We start from the raw sequence: 23,425 nt of genomic DNA, 5'->3' as shown, positions 1-23,425 counted from the left end.
CGATGCGCAAGATTGCAGAACCCGCGTCCGGTGCCACGCCCGAGGCGCGGGCAGCTTGGCTGCGCGCCGAGCTGAACCGCTACGCCCATGAGTACTACGTGCTCGACCAGCCCAGCGTGCCCGACGCTGAATACGACCGGCTCTATCGCGAGCTGGAAGCGCTGGAATCCGAACATCCCGAGCTGAAGACGCCCGACTCGCCCACGCTGCGGGTCGGCGGCGCCGTCCTGCCCGAGTTTGCGGCGGTCAGGCATGTCATTCCCATGCTGTCGATCCGCACCGAGACCGACACCACCGCCAACGGCGCGCGTGCATTTGATGCGAGCGTACGCCGCGAGCTGGGCCTCGACGATACCGACCCGCCCGTCGAATATGCCGCCGAGCTGAAGTTCGACGGCCTGGCGATCAGCCTGCGCTACGAGCGCGGTTATCTCGTGCAGGCGGCCACGCGCGGCGACGGCACCACGGGCGAAGACGTCACGCAGAACATCCGCACGATCCGCCAGATTCCGCTGGGGTTGTCGCCCGTTGATGGTCATGTGCCTGACGTGCTGGAAGTGCGTGGCGAGGTCTACATGCGCCGCGACGACTTCGAAAAGCTCAACGCACGCCAGCGCGAGCGCGGCGACAAGACCTTCGTCAATCCGCGCAACACCGCGGCCGGCGCCGTGCGCCAGCTCGATCCGAAGATGGCTGCCGAGCGCCCGCTCTCGTTCTTCGCCTATGGGTTGGGCGAGGTGGTCGGCTGGAAGGGCATGCCCGAGACGCATTCCGGCATGCTCGACGCGCTGCAGGCGTTCGGTTTTCCGGTCAGCGCGGAACGCGCCGCGGTGAAGGGCGGAGATGGCCTGGTCGAGTTTCATGACGCCATCGGTGCCAAGCGCGACAGCTTGCCGTTCGACATCGATGGCGTGGTCTACAAGGTCAACTCGCTGGCGCTGCAACGCGAACTCGGCTTTCGCACGCGTGAACCGCGCTGGGCGGTCGCGCACAAATATCCGGCGCAGGAAGCACTGACCACGGTCGAGTCGATCGGCGTGCAGGTCGGCCGCACAGGCGCCATCACGCCGGTGGCGCGGCTGGTGCCGGTGTTCGTTGGCGGGGTGACGGTCACCAACGCCACGCTGCACAACGAAGACGAAGTGCGCCGCAAGGACGTTCGCGTCGGCGACACCGTGATCGTCCGGCGCGCCGGTGACGTGATCCCCGAGGTGGTGAGCGTGGTGCTCGACCGCCGCCCGATGGACGACGTGCCGGGCAGCGACTTGTTCAGTCCGAAGCAGCAGCCCAAGTACCCGCCGTTCGAACTGCCGAAGACGTGCCCGGTGTGCGGCTCGCACGTCGTGCGTGAAGAGGGCGAGGCGGTGGCCCGTTGCTCGGGCGGCCTGTTCTGCTCGGCGCAGCGCAAAGAGGCGATCCGCCACTTTGCCGGCCGCCGCATGATGGACATCGAAGGCCTGGGCGAGCGTTACATCGACAACCTCGTCGAGCTGGACTACGTGCACGGCATCGCCGATCTGTACAAGCTCAAGCTCGAAGACTTCCTGGAGATGAAGCGCCGCGCGGACGAGCGTGATGGCGTGACGCCCGAGACGGTTTCCTCCGGCAAGATCGCCACCAAGTGGGCCGAGAATCTGCTGGAGGGCATCCAGGCCAGCAAGACACCACCGCTGGCGCGCTTCCTTTTTGCGCTTGGCATTCGCCACGTGGGCGAGTCGACCGCCAAGACACTCGCGGACTGGCTCGGCAGCCTGGCCATCATCCGGCGCGCGCCCGCGCCGCTGCTGCTCGCGCTGCCCGACGTGGGCGCCACGGTGGCGGAGGCCATCGCCGACTTCTTTGCCGAGCCGAAGAATCAGCAGGCACTGGATGCATTGCTCGAAGCCGGGGTCGCGCCGCAAGGCGAGCACGCGCCGAACGCGAAGCTGCGCGAGAAGCTGGAGCCGGCCGAGCTGTACGCCACGCTCGGCGTGCCCAAGCTCACGGCCACGCGTGCCAAGCAGTTGGCGGTGGCAGCGCCCACGCTTGCGCAGTTGGCCAGCGTTGAAGCCGAGCAGTTGGCAGGTCTGCCGGCCGATGTGGCGGCGTCACTGCTCGAATGGCTCGCCTCGCACGACCATCGCGCGCAACTGGAAAAGCTGGACGTGCTGCGCGGCGAGCTGCTTGCCACCATGCCCGCAGAAGCCGCGGAAGAAGGCGTGCTGGCCGGCAAGACGGTCGTGTTGACCGGCACGTTGCCGAGCCTCACGCGCGACGAAGCCAAGGCCATGCTGGAAGCGGCGGGCGCCAAGGTGTCGGGTTCGGTGTCGAAGAAGACCGACTTCGTTGTCGCCGGAGAAGACGCCGGCAGCAAGCTCGCCAAAGCCGAGGAATTGAACGTGAAGGTTCTGGACGAAGCGGGTATGCTCGCGCTGTTAAAAAATCCGGCGGGAGACCAGTCATGATCCGAAACATCCTGAAGATGGGCGACAGCCGGCTGCTGCGGGTGGCCAAGCGGGTCGAGCGCTTTCACACGCCCGAACTGACCGCCTTGATCGAAGACATGTTCGACACCATGGATGCGGCGCGCGGTGCCGGCCTGGCGGCCCCGCAGATCGGCGTGGACCTGCAAGTCGTCATCTTCGGGTTCGATCGCAACGAGCGATATCCGGATGCGCCGGCGGTGCCCAAGACGGTGTTGATCAACCCGACTCTCGAACCGCTGTCGGACGAGATGGAAGAGGGCTGGGAGGGTTGCCTCTCGGTACCCGGCCTGCGCGGTGTGGTGCCGCGCTACACACGCCTGCGCTATACCGGCTTTGACCAGCATGGCCATGCCATCGACCGTATTGCCGAGGGCTTCCACGCCCGCGTCGTGCAGCACGAATGCGATCACCTGCAGGGCGTGCTGTATCCCATGCGCGTGAAGGATTTCACTCGCTTCGGTTTTACCGAAGTGCTGTTCCCGGAATTGCCCGCCAATCACGACGACTGATCGCGACTGCGGGAGCGTCGGACCTGCGGGGGCGGGTCGGCGCGTGTTTCATCCACCACGGAGACGATATGAAGCGCGATGGTTCGAGGGGCTGGCGCCGGCTGGCGCTTGGCGTGGCCATGACTGCAATGCTGGGGCTGGCCGCATGCGCGGGGCCGCAGACGCCGGAAACGACCGCGGCTGCGTCGGCTGCGCAGAAGCCTCAGGGGCCCGTCTGGCAGCGCGTGCATCTTGGCACCGATGCAGCGGGCTACGATTTCCCCGTCTACGCCAACCATCCGCTTGATGGCGATCTGAGCCGCATTCGCGAAGTCGTGTTCGTGCAGCACGGCCTGCAACGCAACGGCAACGACTACTACACCGCTGGTGCCGATCTGCTCCAGGCCAGCGGCCGCAATCCCGACGAAGTCCTGCTGATCGCCCCGAACTTTCCCGGCACGCCCGATGAAGGCAAGGGCTTCGACGGCATGCCGGTGTGGTCGGTGGATGGCTGGATCGGCGGCTTCAACGCCACCAACGCGCCGTACACGGACCTGAGTTCGCTCAAGGTGCTCGATGACCTGATCGGCTACGTGACCGACCCGGCGCGTGCGCCCAACGTCAAGCGCGTGACGGTGGCAGGCCATTCGGGCGGCGGCCAGATCGTGCAGCGCTACGCCGTGCTCAACAACGTGGACGAGGCCATCCGCAAGCGCGGCATCGATCTGCGCTACGTGGTCGCCAACCCGTCGTCGTATCTGTATTTCACGCCGGAGCGACCGCGCGGCAAGGGCTTTGCGCGCTACAGCACCAGCGTCTGCCCCGACTACGATCACTACAAATACGGCATGGTCGACATGGTGCCGTATGCCGCCGGCAAGACCGGCCGTCAGTTGTTCAACCGATACGCGCAGCGCCACGTGACCTACCTGGTCGGCACGAGCGACAACGATCCGAACCACCGCGTGCTCGACAAGCTGTGCGGTGCGGAAGCCGAAGGCCCGACGCGCCTCGATCGTGCCCGCAACTATTGGCGCTACGAGCGCTACCTGGCAGGGCGCAAGCGCGTCAACCACCAGGCGCACGAAGTGGTTGGCGTGGGCCACGACCAAGCGAAGATGTTTGGTTCGCGTTGTGGTGCACAGGCCGTGTTCGGCATGCCCGCGTCGGCCAACACCTCGGGCGCAGCCTGCCAGGCTCCGCATCTGTAACGTAGGCAGCGCGCAAAAAGAAAACCGGTCAACGCAGGGTGCGCTGACCGGTTTTTTGTTGGGGCAGAGGCTGCCTCAGAACTTCTCGAACGGCCCCAGGAATCGCCACTGGCCGACCGGCAGATCGCCCAGCACGATGCTGCCCATGCGGATGCGCTTCAGGCCCACCACTTCCAGTCCGACCTGTTCGCACATGCGGCGGATCTGGCGTTTCTTGCCTTCGCGCAGCACGAAGCGCAGTTGCTCTTCGTTCTGCCAGCTCACCTTCGCGGGCTTGAGTGCTTCGCCGTCGAGCGACAGGCCAAAGCGCAGCTTTTCCATCAGCTCTTCGGGGAAGACCTTGGAGATGTCGTGCTCGACCACGCCGTCCGGCGAATGCCACACGACGCGGACCAGGTATTCCTTCTCGACCGTTGAATCCTCGCCGATCAGGTGGCGTGCCACGCGGCCGTCCTGCGTCAACACCAGCAGCCCGGTGGAATCGATATCCAGTCGACCGGCCGGCGCCAACGCCCGACGCTGCCACGGCGCGAAGCGCTTGCGTGTGGGGTCACCTTCCCATTGGTTTTCCGGCACGAACAGCGACACCGCCGGCTGATAGCCATCTTCTGCCTGGCCGGACACATAACCGACGGGCTTGTGCATCAGCACGGTCACGCGCTCGCCTTGCTCCGAGCGCGCCGACTGGTGGATTTCGATGACCGCATCCGGCTTGACGCGTGACCCCAGCTCGGTGACGGGCTCGCCGTCCACCAATACCCAGCCGCGCGGAATCCATTCATCAGCCTCGCGGCGTGAGCACAGGCCCAGTTCGGACATGCGTTTGGACAGACGGACCAGCCCGCTCGATTCGGTTTGCGCGCCCTGGCGCGGTGCCTGCTCCTCGGCATGACGCGGGGCGCGCTCTTCACGCTCGCGCTCGGGCCGTTGTGGACGCGCCGGACGGTCTTCGAAGCGTCGCGACGGACGGTCGTTGTCAAAACGACGCGGAGCGCGGTCATCGCCATAGCGCCGCGGCGGCCGCTGCTCATCGTCGAATCGACGCGGTGGGCGTTGATCGTCACCGTACCGGCGAGGCGGACGTTCGTCGTCAAAGCGTCGCGGAGGACGCTGATCGCCATCACGACGCGGCGCGCGTTGATCGTCGCCATAGCGGCGCGGGCGCTCGTCGTCGAAGCGACGGGGCGGCCGTTGGTCGTCGCCGAACTTGCGTGGCGGGCGATCCTCGAACCGGCGCGGCGGGCGTTGCTCATCGTCGAAACGACGCGGCGGACGTTGGTCGCCATCGCGACGCGGTGCGCGTTGATCATCGCCGTAGCGGCGCGGGCGTTCGTCCTCGAAACGACGGGGCGGGCGTTGATCGTCGCTGAACCTGCGCGGCGGACGCTCATCGTCAAAGCGCCTCGGTGGGCGGTCGTTGTCGAAACGGCGCGGAGGACGTTCGTCGTCAAATCGGCGAGGCGGGCGATCTTCGAAACGACGCGGCGGACGCTCGTCATCAGAGCGACGAGGCGGCCGTTGGTCGTTGTCGAAGCGTCGCGGAGGGCGTTCGTCGTCGAACCGGCGGGGTGGGCGATCTTCGAAGCGACGCGGCGGACGCTCATCATCAGAGCGACGGGGCGGCCGTTGGTCGTTGTCGAAGCGTCGCGGAGGGCGTTCGTCGTCGAACCGGCGGGGTGGGCGATCTTCGAACCGACGCGGCGGGCGCTCGTCATCAAAGCGACGCGGCGGGCGATCGCCTTGCATGCGGCGCGGCTTGGCGTCGCGCGTCTGGCCATCGTCGTCGCGGCGGGGCGGGCGCGCCGGGCGCGGCGGCTTGCCGGCGCCTTCTTCCGGCTTGGGGCGGCGTTGCGATGGGCGCAGCGGCTGGCGCTCGCGGTTCAGGTCGGACGAGCGCAGCGGCTTGCCGGTCGAACGCACGGCATTGCCTTCGTCATCGCGGCGCACGCCGAGCGTGGTGCGCTTGCCCGGGCGCGTGGCGCGCTGCGTCGGGTCGCTGGCGCGGCGCTTGTCGTCGTCGCCCGGAAAATCATCGGAATCGGTAGTCATGAATCTAGACCGGTAAGGCTGGCGCTCAGATGGCGAGCGCATCGAGCAGCTCGCTTTCAAGCTCGAGCTGCAGTTTGTTGTCCTGGGTCAGGCGAGTGCCGTCGACCAGGAAGATGTCTTCCACGCGCTCGCCGAGCGTGTTGATGCGCGCGGTGTGCACCGACACGCGACGGTGTGCGAGCACGCGGGCAATGGCGTAGAGCAGACCGGTGCGGTCTGTTGCAGAAATGGAGAGCAGGTAGTACTGGCCGCGTTCGTCTGCCCGCAGGTCGACGCGCGGCTTGATCGGGAAGCTGCGCGACTGGCGCGAGATGCGCCCACGCGGCGGCTCGGGCAGGGCGGTTTCGCGCGAGATCTGCTCGGCGAGTTCGTGCTCGACCAGCGTGATGATGTCGCGGTAATGGCCGGGCTCCACCAGGCCGCTGCTGGGATCGGCCACCTGGAAGGTGTCGAGCGCGTAGCCGTGCTTGGTGGTGTGGATCTTGGCGTCGAGAATCGTCAGGCTCTTGCGCTCGAAGTAGCCGCAGATGCGCGCAAAAAGATCGGGCCGATCCGGCGAATACACCGCCACCTGCAGGCCGACGCCCGCCGGTGAAATGCGCGCACGCACGATCGGGATCGTCGTGTCGACGCGGTTGTAGAAGTGCCGCGTGAACCAGGCGATGTCGCGCGCGTCGTGACGCAGGAACACGCCCACGTCGAGCTGCTTCCAGAGCGCTTCGTGCGCGGTGTCGTCCAGCGCGGCCAAGCGCAGCAGGGCGCGCGCTTCTTCCTTGCGGCTTTCGAGCACGGCGTGCGGGTCGGTCGTGGCGCCGCCGAGCACGCGCAGCGTCATGCGATACAGGTCTTCCAGCAGCTTACCCTTCCAGGCGTTCCACACTTTCGGGCTGGTGCCGCGGATGTCGGCAACGGTGAGCAGATACAGCGCGGTCAGCCGGCGTTCGGTGCCGACCAGATCAGCGAAATGACGGATGACTTCCGGATCGCCGAGGTCCTGCTTCTGGGCGACCTGGCTCATGGTCAGGTGATGCTCGACCAGCCAGACGATGAGGTCGGCGTCTTCCTTGGCGATGCCGTGTTCCTTGCAGAAGCGGCGCGCGTCGGACATGCCGAGCACGGAGTGGTCACCGCCGCGTCCCTTCGCAATGTCATGGAACAGCGCCGCCACGGTCAGCACCCACGGCTTGTCGAAGTTCGCCATCAACTGGCTGCAGAACGGGAACTCGTGCGTGTGCTCGACGATGGAGAAGCGTCGGATATTGCGCACCACCATCAGGATGTGCTGATCGACCGTGTAGACGTGGAACAGGTCGTGCTGCATCTGCCCGACGATGCGGCGGAAATTGACCAGGTAGCGGCCGAGCACGCTGGTCTGGTTCATCAGGCGCAGCGCGTGCGTGATGCCCTGCGGCTGCTGCAGGATCGACAGGAACAGCGCGCGATTGGCCGGATCCTTGCGCCATTTGGCGTCCATCAACGTCCGCGCGTTGTAGAGCGCGCGCATCGTGCTGGCAGCCAATCCCTTGATGCCGCGCGTCTGCTCGTACAGCAGGAAGGTTTCCAGGATGGCCGTCGGCTCGCGCTGGTAGAGATCGGCGTCGGCAATCTCGAGCATGCCTTGTCGCTCGACAAAGCGATCGTTGATCCGCCGCGTGATACCCAGCTCGCTCGGGAACAGCTTCGCCTCGATGTTCTGCAGCACCACGGTATTGAGCTGCGTGACGGCCTTGGCGACCCAGTAATAGCGGCGCATGAGCTGTTCGCTCGCGCGCTTGGCGGTGGTGGGGCGGTAACCGAACGACTCGGCCAGTTGCGTCTGCAGATCGAACACCAACACGTCCTGCCGGCGCCCGGCCAGCAGGTGCAGACGCGCGCGGACAGTTTTGAGCAAGCGCTCATTGCTTGCCAGCTCCTGCGCTTCACGGCGCGTCAGCAGGCCATTGGCAAGCAGCTCGTTCCAGCTGGAGCCGAAACCAGCCGCCCGCGTCATCCACAGAATGACCTGCAGATCGCGCAGGCCACCGGGGCTTTCCTTGCAGTTCGGTTCGAGCGAGTAGGGCGTGTCCTGGTACTTGGCATGCCGCTGGCGCATCTCCAGCAGTTTCGACTGGAAGAAATCGGCCGCGTCCAGATGGCCCTGATAGTGCGTCTCGAAGGTGCGGTACAAGCCTTCGTCGCCGGTCAACAGGCGGGCTTCCAGCAGCGAGGTGCGCACTGTTACGTCTTGCGCCGCTTCCTTGATGCACTCGTCGACCGTGCGCACCGAGGAGCCAATATCCAACCCCATGTCCCAGCAGCGGCCGATGAAGGCCTCCAGCCGCGCCTCGAGTGCCTTGTCGGCGGTGCCTGGCAGCAGCAGGAGGATGTCGACGTCGGAATACGGGAACAGCTCGCCGCGCCCATAGCCGCCCACGGCAATCAGGGCGCAGTCGGCTGGCATCTGCTCCTCTTGCCAGAGCCGCACCAGCGCACGGTCAACGGCGCGTGCCAGCTTGGTCACGAGCTGCTGAACGTTGGCGTGCTGGTCGAACTGCGCGAACAGGTGCGCGCGCTCAGCTTTCAGGGCGTCGCGCGGTTGGACTTCTTCGGCAGGGGCAGCGGCAGCGGAGGGCATGAGTGGAGCGTGAATGAAACAGCGACCGGAACGAGCCGGTCGCTGCAGGAGTTGAGCCGAGGCGGGGCGAGATCAGCGCGACGCTGCTGCCGCTGAAGGTGCGGCTCGCCCGCGATGATCAGGCCGTGGCCGGCGCGCCTTCGTGCACGAATTCCGGTGCCGGCGGCGTCAAGGCCGACACGGTCAGCACTTCGTGGCCGGTCTCTGTCACAAGAAGCGTGTGTTCCCACTGCGCCGACAGGCTGCGATCGCGCGTCTTGACCGTCCACTGGTCGGGCATCGTGCGGATATCGCGCTTGCCCGCGTTGATCATCGGTTCAATCGTGAAGATCATGCCGGCCTTCAGCTCCATCCCGGTGCCGGGGCGGCCGTAATGCAGGATCTGCGGATCTTCGTGGAATTTCTTGCCGATGCCGTGGCCGCAATATTCGCGCACCACGCTATAGCCGGCAGCTTCTGCATGTTGCTGGATCACGTGGCCGATGTCGCCGAGGCGGGCGCCCGGGCGCACCGCGGCGATACCCTTCCACATGCATTCGAACGTGACCTGCGTCAGGCGTTTGGCGAGGATCGAGCCTTCGCCCACAACGAAGGTGCGGCTGGTATCGCCGTAATAGCCTTCCTTGGTGATGACAGTGATGTCCAGGTTGACGATGTCACCATTCTTGAGCACCTTGTCGCCCGGAATGCCGTGGCAGATCACATCGTTGACCGACGTGCAGATCGATGCCGGGAAGGGCGGATAGCCGGGCGGTGCATAGTTCAACGGTGCCGGCACGGTGCCTTGCACGTCACGCATGTAAGCGTGGCACAGCTGGTCCAGCTTGCCCGTCGTCACGCCGGGCACGACGAACGGGGTGATGTAGTCGAGAACTTCGGACGCAAGCCGGCAGGCCACGCGCATGTGCGCAATGTCTTCGGCGGTGTGAATGGTAACGGCCATGCTGTGACTCTTTCTGCACGCAGGCGCCTGAAGCGCCGCGTCGTGGCTAAAGCATGAATTATCGCACCAAAGCGCCCCGGCCGGGGTTTTCGGGCGGTGGGTGCCAGTCTTGCTTCGTTTGTCGCCAATGCTCGGAAGGTCTTGAGTCGATTGGGTTTTTGTCGCTATAATCGCAGGCTAAGCAGTTGCCGGTCGTGTGGCCGGTAGCGCTTGAAATCGCGAGCCGCCTCACCGCGGGTGTTTTTCGTATCGCATGCGAAAGATGTCTGAGGCGGCTTTAGACCTAACCCGACTGGAGAATTTCATGTCCGTGACCATGCGCGAAATGCTGGAAGCCGGTGTCCACTTTGGCCACCAGACCCGCTTCTGGAACCCCAAGATGGCCCCCTACATCTTCGGCCATCGCAACAAGATTCACATCATCAACCTGGAAAAGACGCTGCCGATGTACCAGGACGCACTGAAGTATGTGCGCCAACTGGCAGCCAACCGGGGCACCATCCTGTTCGTCGGCACGAAGCGCCAATCGCGTGAGATCCTGGCTGAAGAAGCGGCTCGCGCAGGTATGCCGTTCGTCGACAGCCGCTGGCTCGGCGGCATGCTGACCAACTTCAAGACGGTCAAGACCTCGATCAAACGTCTGAAGGACATGGAAGTCGCCAAGGAAGCCGGTGCGACCGACACCATGAGCAAGAAGGAAGCACTGATGTTCGAACGCGAAATGGACAAGCTGGTGAAGTCCATTGGCGGCATCAAGGACATGGGCGGCATTCCGGACGCCATCTTCGTGGTGGACGTTGGTTACCACAAGATTGCCGTGACCGAAGCTGCCAAGCTGGGTATTCCGGTGATCGGCGTGGTTGACACGAATCACTCGCCGGAAGGCATCGACTACGTCATCCCGGGTAACGACGACTCGAGCAAGGCTGTTGCACTGTACGTGCGCGGCGTGGCCGACGCGATCCTGGAAGGCCGTGCGAACGCGGTCCAGGAAGTGGTTGAGGCCGCTCGTGGCGGCGACGACTTCGTCGAAGTCCAAGAAGGCTAAACACAAGAAGGCGGGCGCCCGCGGCTTGATTGCGCGGGACGCGTGGCCAGGCCGCACCTGGTGGAACGCATCAGGGCTGATGGCCAGACAGGGGCGCGTAATAAACGCCCCTTTTTTTTAATTTGTCATGCGGATGTCCCACACGCGCCGTATCTCGTGGGGCGGCCGGATGGAAACCGGACGACAGGCCGGCGTGCAGCGAAGACGCAAAGACCTTTCAGCGCGCGACCGGACGACGATCTGAAACAAGGAGCATGAAATGGCGGCAATTACCGCAAGCATGGTGGCAGAACTGCGCGCGAAGACCGATGCGCCGATGATGGAATGCAAGAAGGCCCTGACGGAAGCCGAAGGCAACCTGGAAAAGGCCGAAGAAATCCTGCGTGTGAAGCTGGGCAACAAGGCAGGCAAGGCCGCCTCGCGCGTCACCGCTGAAGGCGTGGTGGCGGCTGCAGTGGAAGGCACGACCGGCGCGCTGGTCGAAATCAACTGCGAAACCGACTTCGTCTCGAAGAACGATTCGTTCCTGGCCTTCGCCAACTCGGTGGCTGCACTGATCGCCAAGAACAACCCGGCTGACGTTGCCGCTGTCGGCGCGCTGCCGCTGTCGCAAGACGGCTTCGGCCCGACCGTTGAAGACGTGCGCGTGGGCCTGATCGGCAAGATCGGCGAAAACATGACGATCCGCCGCTTCCAGCGTTTCGACGGCACCAAGCTGACGTCGTACCTGCACGGCGCCCGCATCGGCGTGATGGTGGCGTACGAGGGTGACGAAGTTGCGGCCAAGGATGCGGCCATGCAGGTTGCCGCCATGAAGCCGGTGTCGCTGTCGGCTGACGACGTGCCCGCAGATCTGGTTGCCAAGGAGCGCAGCGTTGCTGAGCAGAAGGCTGCCGAATCGGGCAAGCCGGCTGAAATCGTTGCCAAGATGGTGGAAGGCAGCGTGCAGAAGTACCTGAAGGAAGTCTCGCTGCTGAACCAGCCGTTCGTGAAGAACGACAAGCAGACCGTTGAGCAGATGCTCAAGGCCGCCAACACGACCGTGAAGGCTTTCACGCTGTACGTGGTGGGCGAAGGCATCGAGAAGAAGCAAGACGACTTCGCTGCCGAAGTGGCTGCCCAAGTGGCCGCTGCCAAGCAACAGGCGTAATGCTGCAGCGGCCGTTTCCAACGGTGCGGCGATTCACCTCCCGGCGCAGGCCGGCAGGGGGCGTTTCCACCGTTGGCGCAGCCGTATAATGCCAAACAGACAGGGCACCGAAAGGTGCCCTGTTTGCAGGTGCAGCCTGCTTGCGCGGGCATCGTTGGGGATTTTCCCGACGGCTTCCGCGCAAGAAGGTTGCGGGATGTGCGAAGTCCCCGCTTTGCACGTCGTTGTCATCTCCGCAGCGTCATTTCCCCCTTTCCTGTCTCCCGTACCAGGAATCGTCACGAGGATCTCCATGCCTGCCTATAAGCGCGTTCTACTCAAACTTTCCGGCGAAGCCCTGATGGGCGACGATGCCTTCGGCATCAACCGCAGCACCATCGAAGGGATGGTCAACGACATCGCTGAAATCGTGAAGCTGGGCGTGCAGGTGGCAGTGGTGATCGGCGGCGGCAACATCTTCCGCGGTGTCGCGGGCGGCGCCGCCGGCATGGACCGCGCCACGGCCGACTACATGGGCATGCTGGCCACCATGATGAACGCGCTGGCCCTGCAGGACGCCATGCGTCACGCCAACCTCGAAGGCCGCGTGCAATCGGCGCTGCGCCTGGACCAAGTGGTCGAGCCGTACATCCGCCCTCGTGCGATCCGCCAGTTGGAAGAGGGCAAGATCGTGATTTTCGCGGCTGGCACCGGTAACCCGTTCTTCACGACCGACACCGCTGCCGCGCTGCGCGGCTCGGAAATCGGTGCCGAGATCGTTCTCAAGGCCACCAAGGTCGATGGCGTCTACACCGCCGATCCGAAGAAAGACCCGAGCGCCACCCGCTACACCACCATTACTTTCGACGAAGCCATTTCGCGCAACCTGCAGGTGATGGACGCGACCGCTTTCGCGCTGTGCCGCGATCAGAAGCTGCCGATCAAGGTGTTCTCGATCCAGAAGCCGGGCGCGCTCAAGCGCGTCATCCTGGGTGAAGACGAAGGCACGCTGGTACACGTCTGAAGCCAGCGGAAAGCCTCATCGCAGGCCCCTTTTTTACCGTTCGCTGACCCCGCTTGAATGGCGTTGGCGAGCGGCTTCCATGTAAAATCGTCTATTGTCTTTTTGGTCTTGCCGGTGCCCTGTGTCGTGTTCCGGGGCGCAAGTTCGGCAGACCGCCGTTATCGTTCGGAGGAAGTATGAGCGTCGCCGATGTCAAAAAGAATGCCGAGCAGAAGATGCAGAAGTCGATCGAGGCTCTCAAGGCGGATCTGGCCAAGATTCGCACTGGCCGTGCCCACACCGGTCTGCTCGATCACGTGCAAGTCGACTACTACGGCTCGATGGTGCCGATCAGCCAGGTTGCCAACGTGACGCTGGTGGACGCACGCACGATCGGCGTGCAGCCGTGGGAAAAGAAGATGGTGCAAGCCGTCGAGAAAGCCATCCGTGAAGCGGACCTCGGCCTGAACCCTGCCACGATGGGCGACATCATTCGCGTGCCGACCCCCGCGTTGACCGAAGAGCGCCGCAAGGAGCTGACCAAGGTCGTGAAGGGCGAGGGCGAGGATGCCAAGGTCGCCGTGCGCAACCTGCGTCGCGACGCCAATGAACAGCTCAAGAAGCTGGTGAAGGACAAGGCCATCTCGGAAGACGACGAGCGTCGCGGTGGTGACGACGTCCAGAAGCTGACCGACAAGTTCGTCGCCGAAATCGACAAGCTGGTCGCCGAGAAAGACAAGGAAATCATGACGGTGTAAGGCCGTCTCCCGTCGCCGGCGCATTGGGCGCAGGCGGCGGGAAGCCCGATTCATGCATATCAGTTCCACACTGGCGGTGCCAGACACCGCCGACACGCCGCGCCACGTTGCCGTCATCATGGACGGTAACGGCCGCTGGGCCACCGAACGGCACCTGCCGCGCGTGGCCGGGCACAGCCGCGGCCTCGATGCCGTGCGCGCAACCGTTGAAGCAGCGGCACGCCGTGGCGTCGGTTACCTCACCCTGTTTGCCTTCAGCTCCGAAAACTGGCGTCGTCCGGCCGAGGAAGTCACCTTCCTCATGAAGCTGTTCATGACAGCGTTGCGTCGCGAAGTGGGCAAGCTCCACGACAACGGCATCCGCCTGCGCGTGGTGGGCGATCTGTCGGCGTTCAGCCCGCGCATCCAGCTATTGATTCGCGAGGCGGAGGCCAAGACGGCTGCCAACCCCGGCCTGACGGTCACGATCCTCGCCAACTACGGCGGGCGCTGGGACATCCTGCAGGCCATGCGCGCGTTGTTGGCGGCGCAGCCCGGCATTGCACCTGAGACCATCACCGAAGAGATGCTGGCGCCGTACATGGCACTGTCCTACGCGCCGGAGCCGGATCTGTTCATCCGCACCGGTGGCGAGCAGCGCATCAGCAACTTCTTACTGTGGCAGCTTGCCTATTCCGAGCTGTACTTCACCGATCGCTACTGGCCCGACTTCGATGCTGCAGAACTCGATCGCGCCTTTGCGTGGTATCGCAACCGCGAGCGCCGCTTTGGCCGTACCAGCGCGCAGCTCGAGCCCGATGTTCCCCCCGCGCTATCCGCCGGAGCCTGACACATGCTGCTGACTCGCGTCATTACCGCTGTCTGCCTGCTGATTGTCATCCTGCCCATTCTGTTCTTCGCGCCGCCCGCCGGCCTGGCCGGGTTGGTGACGGTATTTGCAGCCCTCGCCGCGTGGGAGTGGGGGCGTCTCGTCCGCCTGCCGGGCTGGTGGGGGCCGCTTCTCTATGCCGTCGTTGTCGTCGTGCTGACGATCGCCTGGCACGACATTCCCGTTCGCGGCGATGTGCAGCCGCTGTTCCACGGCGCCGTCATCGCCTGGGTGATCGCCTGGGCGCTGCTGGCCGGGGGCGTGCGCGAGTTGCACGGCACGCGCAGGATCGTTTTCACGCTGCTGGGCTTGGTGATGCTGCCGGCGTTTGTGCATGGCGCCATTGAGTTGCGCACGCACGGCGTCGCCTTTCTGCTGTCGGTCGCGTTGCTCGTGTGGGCGGCCGACGTGGGTGCGTATTTTGTCGGCAAGGCCATTGGCCGCCGCAAGCTTGCACCGACCATCAGCCCTGGCAAGTCGTGGGAAGGCGCGATCGGCGGTGCCGTGCTGGTCGCCGTGATCGCCACCGTGGCCGGCATCACGCACTGGTTTGCGCCGACGTGGTTTTCGTACCAGTTTGACCAGCGCGGCGCCGTCGTCGCCCTGGTGCTGACCATCCTTCTGGTGGCTGCAAGCGTCGGCGGCGATTTGTTTGAATCCCTGCTCAAGCGTCAGGTCGGCATGAAAGACAGCAGCCGCCTGTTGCCCGGCCACGGCGGCGTGCTCGATCGTATCGACGCGCTGCTGCCGGTGTTTCCGCTGGCTGCGCTGCTGATTTCCTGAGGCGTCTGAACATGATGCGTTTGACCGTTCTTGGCGCCACTGGCTCCATTGGCGACAGCACGCTCGACGTGGTGCGCCGTCATCCCGACAAGTACAGCGTTTTTGCGCTGACCGCCAACGCGCAGGCCGACAAGCTCGCGGTGCTCTGCCGCGAGTTTCGCCCGAAGATGGCGGTGCTTGGTTCGGCGGTCGCGGCGGATGCATTGCGTGACCAGCTCGGCGCAGAGGCCACCGGCATCGAGATCCGTTTCGGCAGCGAGGCATTGGAAGAGGCTGCGGGCCACCCCGACTGCGATGCCGTGATGGCGGCCATCGTCGGCGCAGCGGGGTTGCGCCCGACGCTCGCCGCTGTGCGCGCGGGCAAGCGCGTGCTGCTGGCCAACAAGGAGGCGCTGGTCATGTCCGGCGCGCTCTTCATGGACGCGGTGCGTCAGCATGGCGCCACCGTGCTCCCGATCGATAGCGAGCACAACGCCATCTTCCAGTGCTTGCCGCAGCAAGTTCCTCAGTTTGGGCGCGGCGTGTCGCGCATCGTCCTGACGGCGTCAGGTGGCCCGTTCCGCACGCGCGCCGTCGATTCGCTTGCTGATGTCACGCCAGATCAGGCTTGCGCGCATCCGAATTGGGTGATGGGGCGCAAGATCTCGGTCGATTCCGCCACCATGATGAATAAGGGGCTGGAGGTGATCGAAGCGCACTGGCTGTTCGGCGTGCCGGTCGAGCATCTCGAAGTTCTGATCCACCCGCAGAGTGTCATCCATTCGATGGTCGGCTACGACGACGGCTCGGTGCTGGCGCAGCTGGGCAATCCGGACATGCGCACGCCGATTGCCTACGGCTTGGCCTATCCCGAACGCATCGAAGCCGGCGTTCCGCTGCTCGATCTCGTCACCACGGGTGCACTGACATTCGAGGCACCGGATCTGCGCCGCTTCCCGTGTCTGGCGTTGGCCTTCGACGCACTGCGCGCCGGTGGTACGGCACCTGCTGCGCTGAACGCGGCCAACGAGGTGGCCGTCGAGGCATTTTTACAGCGCCGCATCCGGTTCACCGAGATTGCCGCGGTGGTGGCTGACACACTCGCCCACACCACGATCGTGCCGGCCGACTCGCTCGACACCGTTTTTGCTGCCGACGCCCAGGCGCGTCAGCAGGCTGAGCGCTATATCGCGACCGTATGCGCGCAACTGCCGGCCGCGTGAAAGCGCCCCGTCAGAGCAAGCGGGTAACATAGCGGCTTCGCGCCGGGCACCCCGGCGCGTGCCCTTCAGTGCATCCGGAGAAGGTTTTGCAGACCGTTTTAGCGTTTGTCTTTGCGATCGCGGTACTGATCGTCATTCACGAACTGGGCCACTACAGCGTCGCGCGCTTGTGCGGCGTCAAGGTGCTCCGGTTTTCCGTTGGCTTCGGCAAGGTGCTGTTCCGCCGTGTCGGCCGTGGGCCCGACCACACCGAATGGACGATCTGCGCCATTCCGCTGGGCGGCTACGTCAAGATGCTCGGCGAGGGCGCCCGGGACCCCGAGAAAGACCCACCCATCCTCCCGGAAGATCTCCCGCGCACGTTCGACCACCAGCCGGTCTACAAGCGATTCGCCATCGTCGCCGCGGGCCCGATCGCCAATTTCCTGCTCGCAATTGCGCTTTATGCCGTGCTGGCATGGGTGGGTGCGATCGAGCCGGTGCCTATTCTGGGCGCACCCCCGCCGGGCAGCATCGCCGCGCAGGCCGACCTGCGCGCACGGGACCGCGTGATCGCAATCGGCACGGACGGCGAAGCGCCCGCCGCTGTGCGCAGTTGGAGCGATGTCCGCATGCGTTTGTACTCGGCTGGCATCGCCGGGCGCGACGCGCTTGTGCAAGTGCGCGGCACGGATGGAGTCGAACGTACCGTCCGCCTGCAGGGCTTGCCGAGTGCCGCCCGTACGCCGCAGGCCGACGTGATTGACCAGATTGGTTTGCGCCTGCTTGGCGGTCCGGTCACCATCGTCGACGTACTGCCGGGCAGTGCCGCGGCACGCGCCGGGTTGCGAGCGGGTGACCAAATCGTGCGCTTCGCGGGCCAGCCGGCCGATCAGGCGATGGACCTCATCCGCCAGATCCGCGCCATGCCCGAGCAAAACGCCTCGATCGATATCCTCCGCAACGATCAGCCCATGACGTTGCCCGTTCGCCCGGACGCAGACGCCGATCCCAAGAACCCCACGGGCCCGAAGATCGGCAAGCTTGGCGCACAGCTCAACCAGAAGGTGGAAACGGCGATGATCCGGGACGAGCCCGTCGCCGCCTTGGGCCATGCCGTGGGTGAGGTCTGGCGGACTTCGGTGCTGTCGCTGCAGGTGCTGGGCAAGATGATCGTCGGTCAGGCATCGCTGCAGAATCTGAGCGGGCCGATCACGGTGGCGGACTTTGCGGGCAAGGCGGCAAGCCTTGGCTGGCAGACGTTTGTGAGCTTTCTCGCGTTGATCAGCGTCAGTCTCGGCGTGTTGAACTTATTGCCCGTTCCGGTATTGGATGGGGGGCATTTGCTGTATTATTGCGTGGAATTTTTGACTGGCCGACCCGTGCCGGAATCCTGGCAAGCAGTCCTTCAGAAGATCGGCGTCGCCTGCATCCTGCTTCTCACTTCGCTCGCCCTGTACAACGATTTGAGTCGGTTGTTTTTGACTCGAGGCTAGACCGTATTCAAATTGGGTCGGTCAGCCGCATCGTTGCCACCGGCGTGAGCGGGCAACTCAGGGTTTTGAAAACACTCAGAAGTGGATTCCGATTGAATCCAACTAGGGGATTAGATTGATCAGACAACATCGCTTCCCGCTCAGCGTGCTGGCGGCTTCCGTGCTGACCGTCACTGCCGGTCAGGCTCATGCAGTGGAGCCGTTCGTCGTCAAGGACATTCGCGTGGAGGGGGTGCAGCGCGTCGAGCCGGGCACCGTGTTCGGCTATCTGCCCGTGAAGGTGGGTGAGACCTTCACCGACGAGAAGGGCGCCGAATCGATCCGCGCGCTCTATAACACCGGCTTCTTCAAGGACGTGCAGATCCGCTCCGAAGGGAACGTGCTGGTGGTGCGCGTGGAAGAGCGCCCGGCGATCTCGCAGCTCGAGTTCATCGGCTTCAAGGAGTTCGACAAGGAAGCGCTGCGGCGTACGCTGCGCGGCGTGGGTGTGGCCGAGGCCCGTTACTACGACAAATCCCTCATCGATCGCGCCGAGCAGGAAATCAAGCGCCAGTATGTTTCGCGCGGCTACTACGCGGCCGAGGTGACGACGACCGTGACGCCGGTCGACGCCAACCGCGTGTCGATCACCTTCACGGTGGACGAAGGCCCGACCGCCAAGATTCGCCAGATCAATATCGTCGGCAACAAGGCCTTCAAGGAAGGCGACCTGCGCGACGAGATGCAACTGTCCACGCCGAACTGGCTGTCGTGGTACACCAAGAACGATCTGTATTCGAAGCAGAAACTCACGGCCGACCTCGAAGCGCTGCGCTCGTTCTATCTGGATCGCGGCTACCTGGAATTCGCCATCGAGTCGACCCAGGTGTCGATCACGCCGGACAAGAAGGACATCTACCTGACGCTGAACATCCACGAGGGTGAGCAGTACAAGGTGTCGGACATCAAGCTGACCGGTGAGCTGCTCGGCAAGCAGGCCGAGATGGAGAAGCTCATCAAGCTCAAGCAGGGCGATGTCTTCTCGTCGGCCAAGCTGTCGTCGACGACCAAGTCGATTACCGACCTGCTCGGCACGTACGGCTACGCTTTCGCCACCATCAATCCACAGCCGCAGATCAACCAGTCGGACCGCACGGTTGCGCTCACGCTGGTGGTCGATCCGGGCCGCCGTGTCTATGTGCGTCGCGTGAACGTGGTCGGCAACAGCAAGACCCGCGACGAAGTCGTGCGCCGCGAAATGCGTCAGATGGAAGCATCGTGGTTCGATGGCGAGAAACTGCAGCTGTCGCAGAATCGCGTGAACCGCACCGGTTACTTCACCGATGCCAACATCACGACGGAAGACGTGCCCGGCACGACGGACCAGGTCGATGTGAACGTCAACGTGACCGAAAAGCCGACGGGCCAGATCAACCTGGGCGTGGGCTTCTCGTCGACCGACAAGCTGGTGCTGTCGGCGGGTATCCGTCAGGACAACGTGTTCGGCTCCGGTACGAGCCTCGGCCTGGATGTGAACACGTCCAAGTCGAACCGCACGATTGCGGTGACGCAGTTCGATCCGTACTTCACGGTGGATGGCATCAGCCGTTCGACCGAACTGTACTACCGCACGTACCGCCCGCTGTACTACACGGGTGACCAGGACTACCGCGTTGTGCAACAAGGCGGCAACGTCAAGTTTGGCGTGCCGTTCTCCGAAACCGATACCGTCTTCTTCGGCATCGGCTACGAGCGCACGACCATCGACGTGACGACCAACACGCCGCTGGCTTACCAGAATTACGTCGCGAAGAACGGCCGTATCACCAACAACTTCCCGATCACCATCGGCTGGTCGAAGGATCAGCGTGACAGCGCACTGGTGCCGACGCGTGGCCGCTATCAGCAGGCCAACCTTGAATTCGGTATCCCGGGCGGCGATCTGCAGTACTTCCGTGCGTACTACCAGCACCAGTATTTCTACCCGCTGTCGAAGTCGTTCACGATGGCGTTCAACAACGAAATCGGTTACGGCCACGGTTACGGCGGCAAGGACTTCCCCGTCTTCAAGAACTACTACGCGGGCGGTATCGGCTCGGTGCGCGGTTACGAAACCAGCACGCTGGGTCCGCGCGACGCTAACGGCGTGGCCATCGGTGGCGCCAGCAAGTTCGTCGGCAACGTGGAATTCATCTTCCCGCTGCCGGGTTCTGGCGTAGACCGCACGGTTCGCCTGTTCACGTTCTTTGACTACGGTAACGTGTTCGCCGAAGGTCAGCCGTACAAGCTGGGCGACATGCGCTACTCGACTGGTTTCGGTCTGTCGTGGCTGTCGCCGATCGGCCCGCTGAAGATCAGCATGGGCTTCCCGATCAAGCGCAAGACCGAAGATCAAACGCAACGCTTCCAGTTCCAGATCGGGACTGCATTCTAATGACTGCATTCATCATGAAATCCACGCGCATCACGTTGTCCCGCATGGGCGTGTCCGCTGCTTTCGCCGCACTTGCCGCTGCCAGCTTCGCGCTGCCGGCCACGGCGCAGGAAGCGCGCATCGCTGCCGTCAATTCCGAGCGTATCCTGCGCGACTCGCAACCGGCCAAGGCCGCCCAGGCCAAGCTGGAAACGGAGTTCGCCAAGCGCGATCGCGAACTGCAGGACATGGCTGCCAAGCTCAAGGGCATGTCTGACAAGCTGGACAAGGATTCGGCCGTGCTGGCCGATTCCGATCGCAATCGCCGTCAGCGTGAACTGTCGGACCTCGACCGCGATTTCCAGCGCAAGCAGCGCGAATTCCGTGAAGACCTGAACCAGCGTCGCAATGAAGAGCTGGCCCAGGTGCTCGAGCGCGCCAATCGCGTGATCCGCTCGATTGCCGAGCAGCGCAAGTACGACCTGATCGTGCAGGAAGCCGTGTACGTGAACCCGCGCATCGACATCACGGACGAGGTGCTCAAGGCGCTGAATTCGCAATCGGCCAAATGAGGTTGTTCGCATGTCGTTTTCGCTTGGTGAACTTGCTGCGTCGCTCGGCGCGACCGTCCAGGGTGACGCAGGCCTGATCGTCAAGTCGATCGCGCCGCTGGATCAAGCGGGCGCTGATCAGCTCGCTTTTCTCTCCAATCCGCTGTACCTCAATCAGGCTGTGAGTTCCGGCGCGGGCGCGATCATCGTGTCGCCCCGCGATCTGGAAACGCTCGAGAGCCAAGGCCACGCTACTGGCCGGAACTGGCTCATTGCGGCCAATCCGTATGCTGCGTTTGCTCGTGTCGCTCAGCGCTTTGTTGCGCTGGCGGCGCGCCCCGTGGTGCCGGGCATCCACCGCACTGCCAGCGTGGAACAGGGCGCCACGGTGCCGGCGTCGTGCTCCATCGGTCCGAACGTCACCATCGAAGCCGGTGCTGTGCTCGGCGAGCGGGTGCGCATCGCGGGCAACAGTTTCGTCGGCGTCGGTGCCCGCATTGGCGATGACACGTTGCTTTACGCGAACGTTTCGATCTACCGCGGCTGCGTGGTTGGGGCGCGCTGCATTCTGCATAGCGGCGTCGTGATCGGCGCGGATGGCTTCGGCTTTGCCCCTGACTTCGGTCCGCAGGGCGGCGAATGGGTGAAGATCCCGCAGGTTGGCCGAGCCGTGATTGGCGACGACGTGGAGATCGGCGCGAACACCGCCATCGACCGCGGCGCGATGGCCGATACGGTGGTCGAGCAAGGCTGCAAGATCGACAACCAGGTGCAGATCGCGCACAACGTGCACGTGGGCGCCTATACCGTGATCGCCGGCTGCGCTGCCATTTCGGGCAGCACGAAGATCGGGCGCTACTGCATCATCGGCGGCGCGGCCAATTTTGCCGGCCACCTGACCATTGCGGATCGTGTGACCGTCTCGGGCGGCACATCCATTACCAAATCCATCACCAAGCCCGGTGGCCATTTCACCAGCGTTTTCCCATTCATGCCGCACGGCGACTGGGAGCGTAACGCGGCCATCGTCCGAGGCCTGACGCGCATGCGCGAACGGTTGCAACAACTGGAACAGCGGGTCAAAGACCTGCAGCAACAATCATGACCGAAGCAACGAATGCGACGAGCGCGACCCCCAGCGTCGTCTGCGATTTCAACATCAAGAAGATTCTCGACCTGCTGCCGCATCGCTACCCGATGCTGCTGGTGGACCGCGTGATCTCGCTGGAGCCGCGCAAGTCGATTACGGCCATCAAGAACGTGACGTTCAACGAGCCGTTCTTCAACGGGCACTTCCCCGGCCACCCGGTGATGCCGGGCGTGTTGATGCTTGAGGCGCTGGCGCAAACCGCTGCGCTGCTGACCTTCGGCGAGGCAGACCACGAGCGCAAGGAAAACCAGCTTTACCTGTTTGTGAGCATCGATGGCGCGCGCTTCAAGCGGCAGGTGATCCCGGGCGACCAGCTTGTGATGACGGCTGAGCTGCTGCGCTCGAAGAGCGGTATGTGGAAGTTCAAGGTGTACGGCAAGGTTGACGGCGAAGTCGCCGTGGAAGCCGAGATCATGTGTGCCGTGCGCGAAGACAAGTCCAAGGGCGAGGCATGACGCAAGCACAGAAGATCCACCCGACCGCGCAGATCGATCCGAAGGCCGAACTGGATTCGAGCGTCGAGATCGGTGCGTTCACGGTCGTGGGCCCGAACGTGCGCATGGGCGCGGGCACGCGCGTCGGCCACCACACGGTGGTGGAGGGCTACACGACGCTGGGCCGTGACAACAGCATCGGCCACTTCGCATCGGTAGGTGGCCGCCCGCAGGACATGAAGTATCGCGACGAGCCGACGCAGCTGATCGTCGGCGATCGCAATACGATCCGTGAATTCACCACGATCCATACCGGCACGGCGCAGGATGCCGGCATCACGTCCATCGGCGACGACAACTGGATCATGGCCTACGTGCATATCGCGCACGATTGCCGCGTGGGCAACCACACGGTGTTCTCGAGCAACGCGCAGATCGCGGGCCACGTGGAAGTGGGCGACTGGGCGATCCTCGGCGGCATGTCGGGCGTGCACCAGTTCGTGCGCATCGGCGCGCATGCCATGCTGGGGGGCGCATCGGCGCTGGTGCAGGATGTGCCGCCGTTCGTGATCGCCGCCAGCGACAAGGGCGGCAACAAGGCCGCACCGCACGGCATCAACGTGGAAGGCCTGCGCCGCCGTGGCTTTACGGCCGAACAGATCACCGCGCTGCGCCAGGCGTACAAGCTGCTCTACAAGAGCGATCTGAGCTTTGATCAGGCCAAGGCGGAAATCGCCGCGCAGATCGCTCAGGCGGATGACGCCCCGACCCGCGAGGTGTTGACCGCGTTTGCTGATTTCATTGCCGCCACCAAGCGCGGCATCGTGCGTTGAGCGAGCAGCCTCAGAACACCACGCCGGTG

The 23,425-nt window shown here is 64.2% G+C and carries 19 protein-coding genes; 16 read left to right on the top strand and 3 right to left on the bottom strand.

Features of this window, described 5'->3' with window-relative positions:
• Window positions 1-2: 2 nt before the first annotated feature.
• The 3 genes from ligA (at window position 3) to ABIC76_RS18295 (ending at window position 4,164) form a co-directional block, all read left to right on the top strand.
• A complete protein-coding gene (gene ligA / locus ABIC76_RS18305) occupies window positions 3-2,444 on the top strand; it encodes an NAD-dependent DNA ligase LigA (protein WP_354534843.1) in 2,442 nt (813 codons plus the stop codon).
• The gene (def, locus tag ABIC76_RS18300) at window positions 2,441-2,974 is read left to right on the top strand and encodes a peptide deformylase (protein ID WP_027677478.1); all 534 of its coding nucleotides are present in this window, start codon (window positions 2,441-2,443) and stop codon (window positions 2,972-2,974) included. The genes ligA and def overlap by 4 nt, the downstream gene beginning before the upstream one ends.
• Before the next feature lie 68 nt (window positions 2,975-3,042).
• A complete protein-coding gene (locus ABIC76_RS18295) occupies window positions 3,043-4,164 on the top strand; it encodes an alpha/beta fold hydrolase (RefSeq protein WP_354534842.1) in 1,122 nt (373 codons plus the stop codon).
• A gap of 75 nt (window positions 4,165-4,239) precedes the next feature.
• On the opposite strand, the gene ABIC76_RS18290 is transcribed toward ABIC76_RS18295, so the two are convergent.
• The 3 genes from ABIC76_RS18290 to map form a co-directional block, all read right to left on the bottom strand.
• Window positions 4,240-6,255 carry a pseudouridine synthase gene (locus ABIC76_RS18290; RefSeq protein ID WP_354534841.1) on the bottom strand — a complete coding sequence of 672 codons (2,016 nt, stop codon included), beginning with the start codon at window positions 6,253-6,255 and terminating at the stop codon, window positions 4,240-4,242.
• Window positions 6,239-8,827 carry a [protein-PII] uridylyltransferase gene (locus ABIC76_RS18285; protein WP_354534840.1) on the bottom strand — a complete coding sequence of 863 codons (2,589 nt, stop codon included), beginning with the start codon at window positions 8,825-8,827 and terminating at the stop codon, window positions 6,239-6,241. Before ABIC76_RS18285 ends, ABIC76_RS18290 begins: the two co-directional genes overlap by 17 nt.
• A gap of 118 nt (window positions 8,828-8,945) precedes the next feature.
• Complete coding sequence (gene map, locus ABIC76_RS18280) at window positions 8,946-9,770, bottom strand: type I methionyl aminopeptidase (RefSeq protein ID WP_027677474.1); 825 nt, start codon at window positions 9,768-9,770, stop codon at window positions 8,946-8,948.
• A gap of 304 nt (window positions 9,771-10,074) precedes the next feature.
• On the opposite strand from map, the gene rpsB reads away from it, so the two are divergent.
• The 13 genes from rpsB (at window position 10,075) to lpxA (ending at window position 23,396) form a co-directional block, all read left to right on the top strand.
• Window positions 10,075-10,818, top strand: a complete 744-nt coding sequence (gene rpsB / locus ABIC76_RS18275; protein WP_354534839.1) for a 30S ribosomal protein S2 — start codon at window positions 10,075-10,077, stop codon at window positions 10,816-10,818.
• A 259-nt stretch (window positions 10,819-11,077) separates the two neighbouring features.
• Complete coding sequence (gene tsf / locus ABIC76_RS18270; protein ID WP_027677473.1) at window positions 11,078-11,968, top strand: translation elongation factor Ts; 891 nt, start codon at window positions 11,078-11,080, stop codon at window positions 11,966-11,968.
• A gap of 292 nt (window positions 11,969-12,260) precedes the next feature.
• Window positions 12,261-12,971 (top strand): UMP kinase, encoded by a 711-nt coding sequence (gene pyrH, locus ABIC76_RS18265; protein WP_009238238.1) that lies wholly within the window; start codon window positions 12,261-12,263, stop codon window positions 12,969-12,971.
• Between the two features lie 176 nt (window positions 12,972-13,147).
• Window positions 13,148-13,708, top strand: a complete 561-nt coding sequence (gene frr, locus ABIC76_RS18260; protein ID WP_027677472.1) for a ribosome recycling factor — start codon at window positions 13,148-13,150, stop codon at window positions 13,706-13,708.
• Window positions 13,709-13,760: 52 nt separating this feature from the next.
• Window positions 13,761-14,537 carry a polyprenyl diphosphate synthase gene (gene uppS / locus ABIC76_RS18255; RefSeq protein ID WP_354534838.1) on the top strand — a complete coding sequence of 259 codons (777 nt, stop codon included), beginning with the start codon at window positions 13,761-13,763 and terminating at the stop codon, window positions 14,535-14,537.
• A gap of 3 nt (window positions 14,538-14,540) precedes the next feature.
• On the top strand, window positions 14,541-15,359 hold the full coding sequence (locus ABIC76_RS18250) for a phosphatidate cytidylyltransferase (RefSeq protein WP_354534837.1): 819 nt from the start codon (window positions 14,541-14,543) through the stop codon (window positions 15,357-15,359).
• Window positions 15,360-15,370: 11 nt separating this feature from the next.
• Window positions 15,371-16,561 (top strand): 1-deoxy-D-xylulose-5-phosphate reductoisomerase, encoded by a 1,191-nt coding sequence (gene ispC / locus ABIC76_RS18245; RefSeq protein ID WP_354534836.1) that lies wholly within the window; start codon window positions 15,371-15,373, stop codon window positions 16,559-16,561.
• A gap of 86 nt (window positions 16,562-16,647) precedes the next feature.
• Window positions 16,648-18,036, top strand: coding sequence for an RIP metalloprotease RseP (rseP, locus tag ABIC76_RS18240; protein WP_102067123.1), 1,389 nt, complete (start codon window positions 16,648-16,650; stop codon window positions 18,034-18,036).
• 115 nt (window positions 18,037-18,151) lie between these two features.
• The gene (gene bamA, locus ABIC76_RS18235; RefSeq protein WP_027677467.1) at window positions 18,152-20,449 is read left to right on the top strand and encodes an outer membrane protein assembly factor BamA; all 2,298 of its coding nucleotides are present in this window, start codon (window positions 18,152-18,154) and stop codon (window positions 20,447-20,449) included.
• Window positions 20,449-21,000 (top strand): OmpH/Skp family outer membrane protein, encoded by a 552-nt coding sequence (locus ABIC76_RS18230; protein ID WP_004626688.1) that lies wholly within the window; start codon window positions 20,449-20,451, stop codon window positions 20,998-21,000. The genes bamA and ABIC76_RS18230 overlap by 1 nt, the downstream gene beginning before the upstream one ends.
• A 10-nt stretch (window positions 21,001-21,010) precedes the next feature.
• Window positions 21,011-22,084, top strand: a complete 1,074-nt coding sequence (gene lpxD / locus ABIC76_RS18225) for a UDP-3-O-(3-hydroxymyristoyl)glucosamine N-acyltransferase (protein ID WP_354534835.1) — start codon at window positions 21,011-21,013, stop codon at window positions 22,082-22,084.
• On the top strand, window positions 22,081-22,584 hold the full coding sequence (gene fabZ, locus ABIC76_RS18220; protein WP_092970542.1) for a 3-hydroxyacyl-ACP dehydratase FabZ: 504 nt from the start codon (window positions 22,081-22,083) through the stop codon (window positions 22,582-22,584). The genes lpxD and fabZ overlap by 4 nt, the downstream gene beginning before the upstream one ends.
• Complete coding sequence (gene lpxA, locus ABIC76_RS18215; RefSeq protein ID WP_027677464.1) at window positions 22,581-23,396, top strand: acyl-ACP--UDP-N-acetylglucosamine O-acyltransferase; 816 nt, start codon at window positions 22,581-22,583, stop codon at window positions 23,394-23,396. The genes fabZ and lpxA overlap by 4 nt, the downstream gene beginning before the upstream one ends.
• Window positions 23,397-23,425 lie beyond the last annotated feature (29 nt).

The organism is Ralstonia sp. 1138 (genome assembly GCF_040544795.1).
In the GTDB taxonomy this organism is placed as follows: domain Bacteria; phylum Pseudomonadota; class Gammaproteobacteria; order Burkholderiales; family Burkholderiaceae; genus Ralstonia; species Ralstonia flatus.
This window is presented reverse-complemented; position numbering and strand designations above follow the sequence as displayed.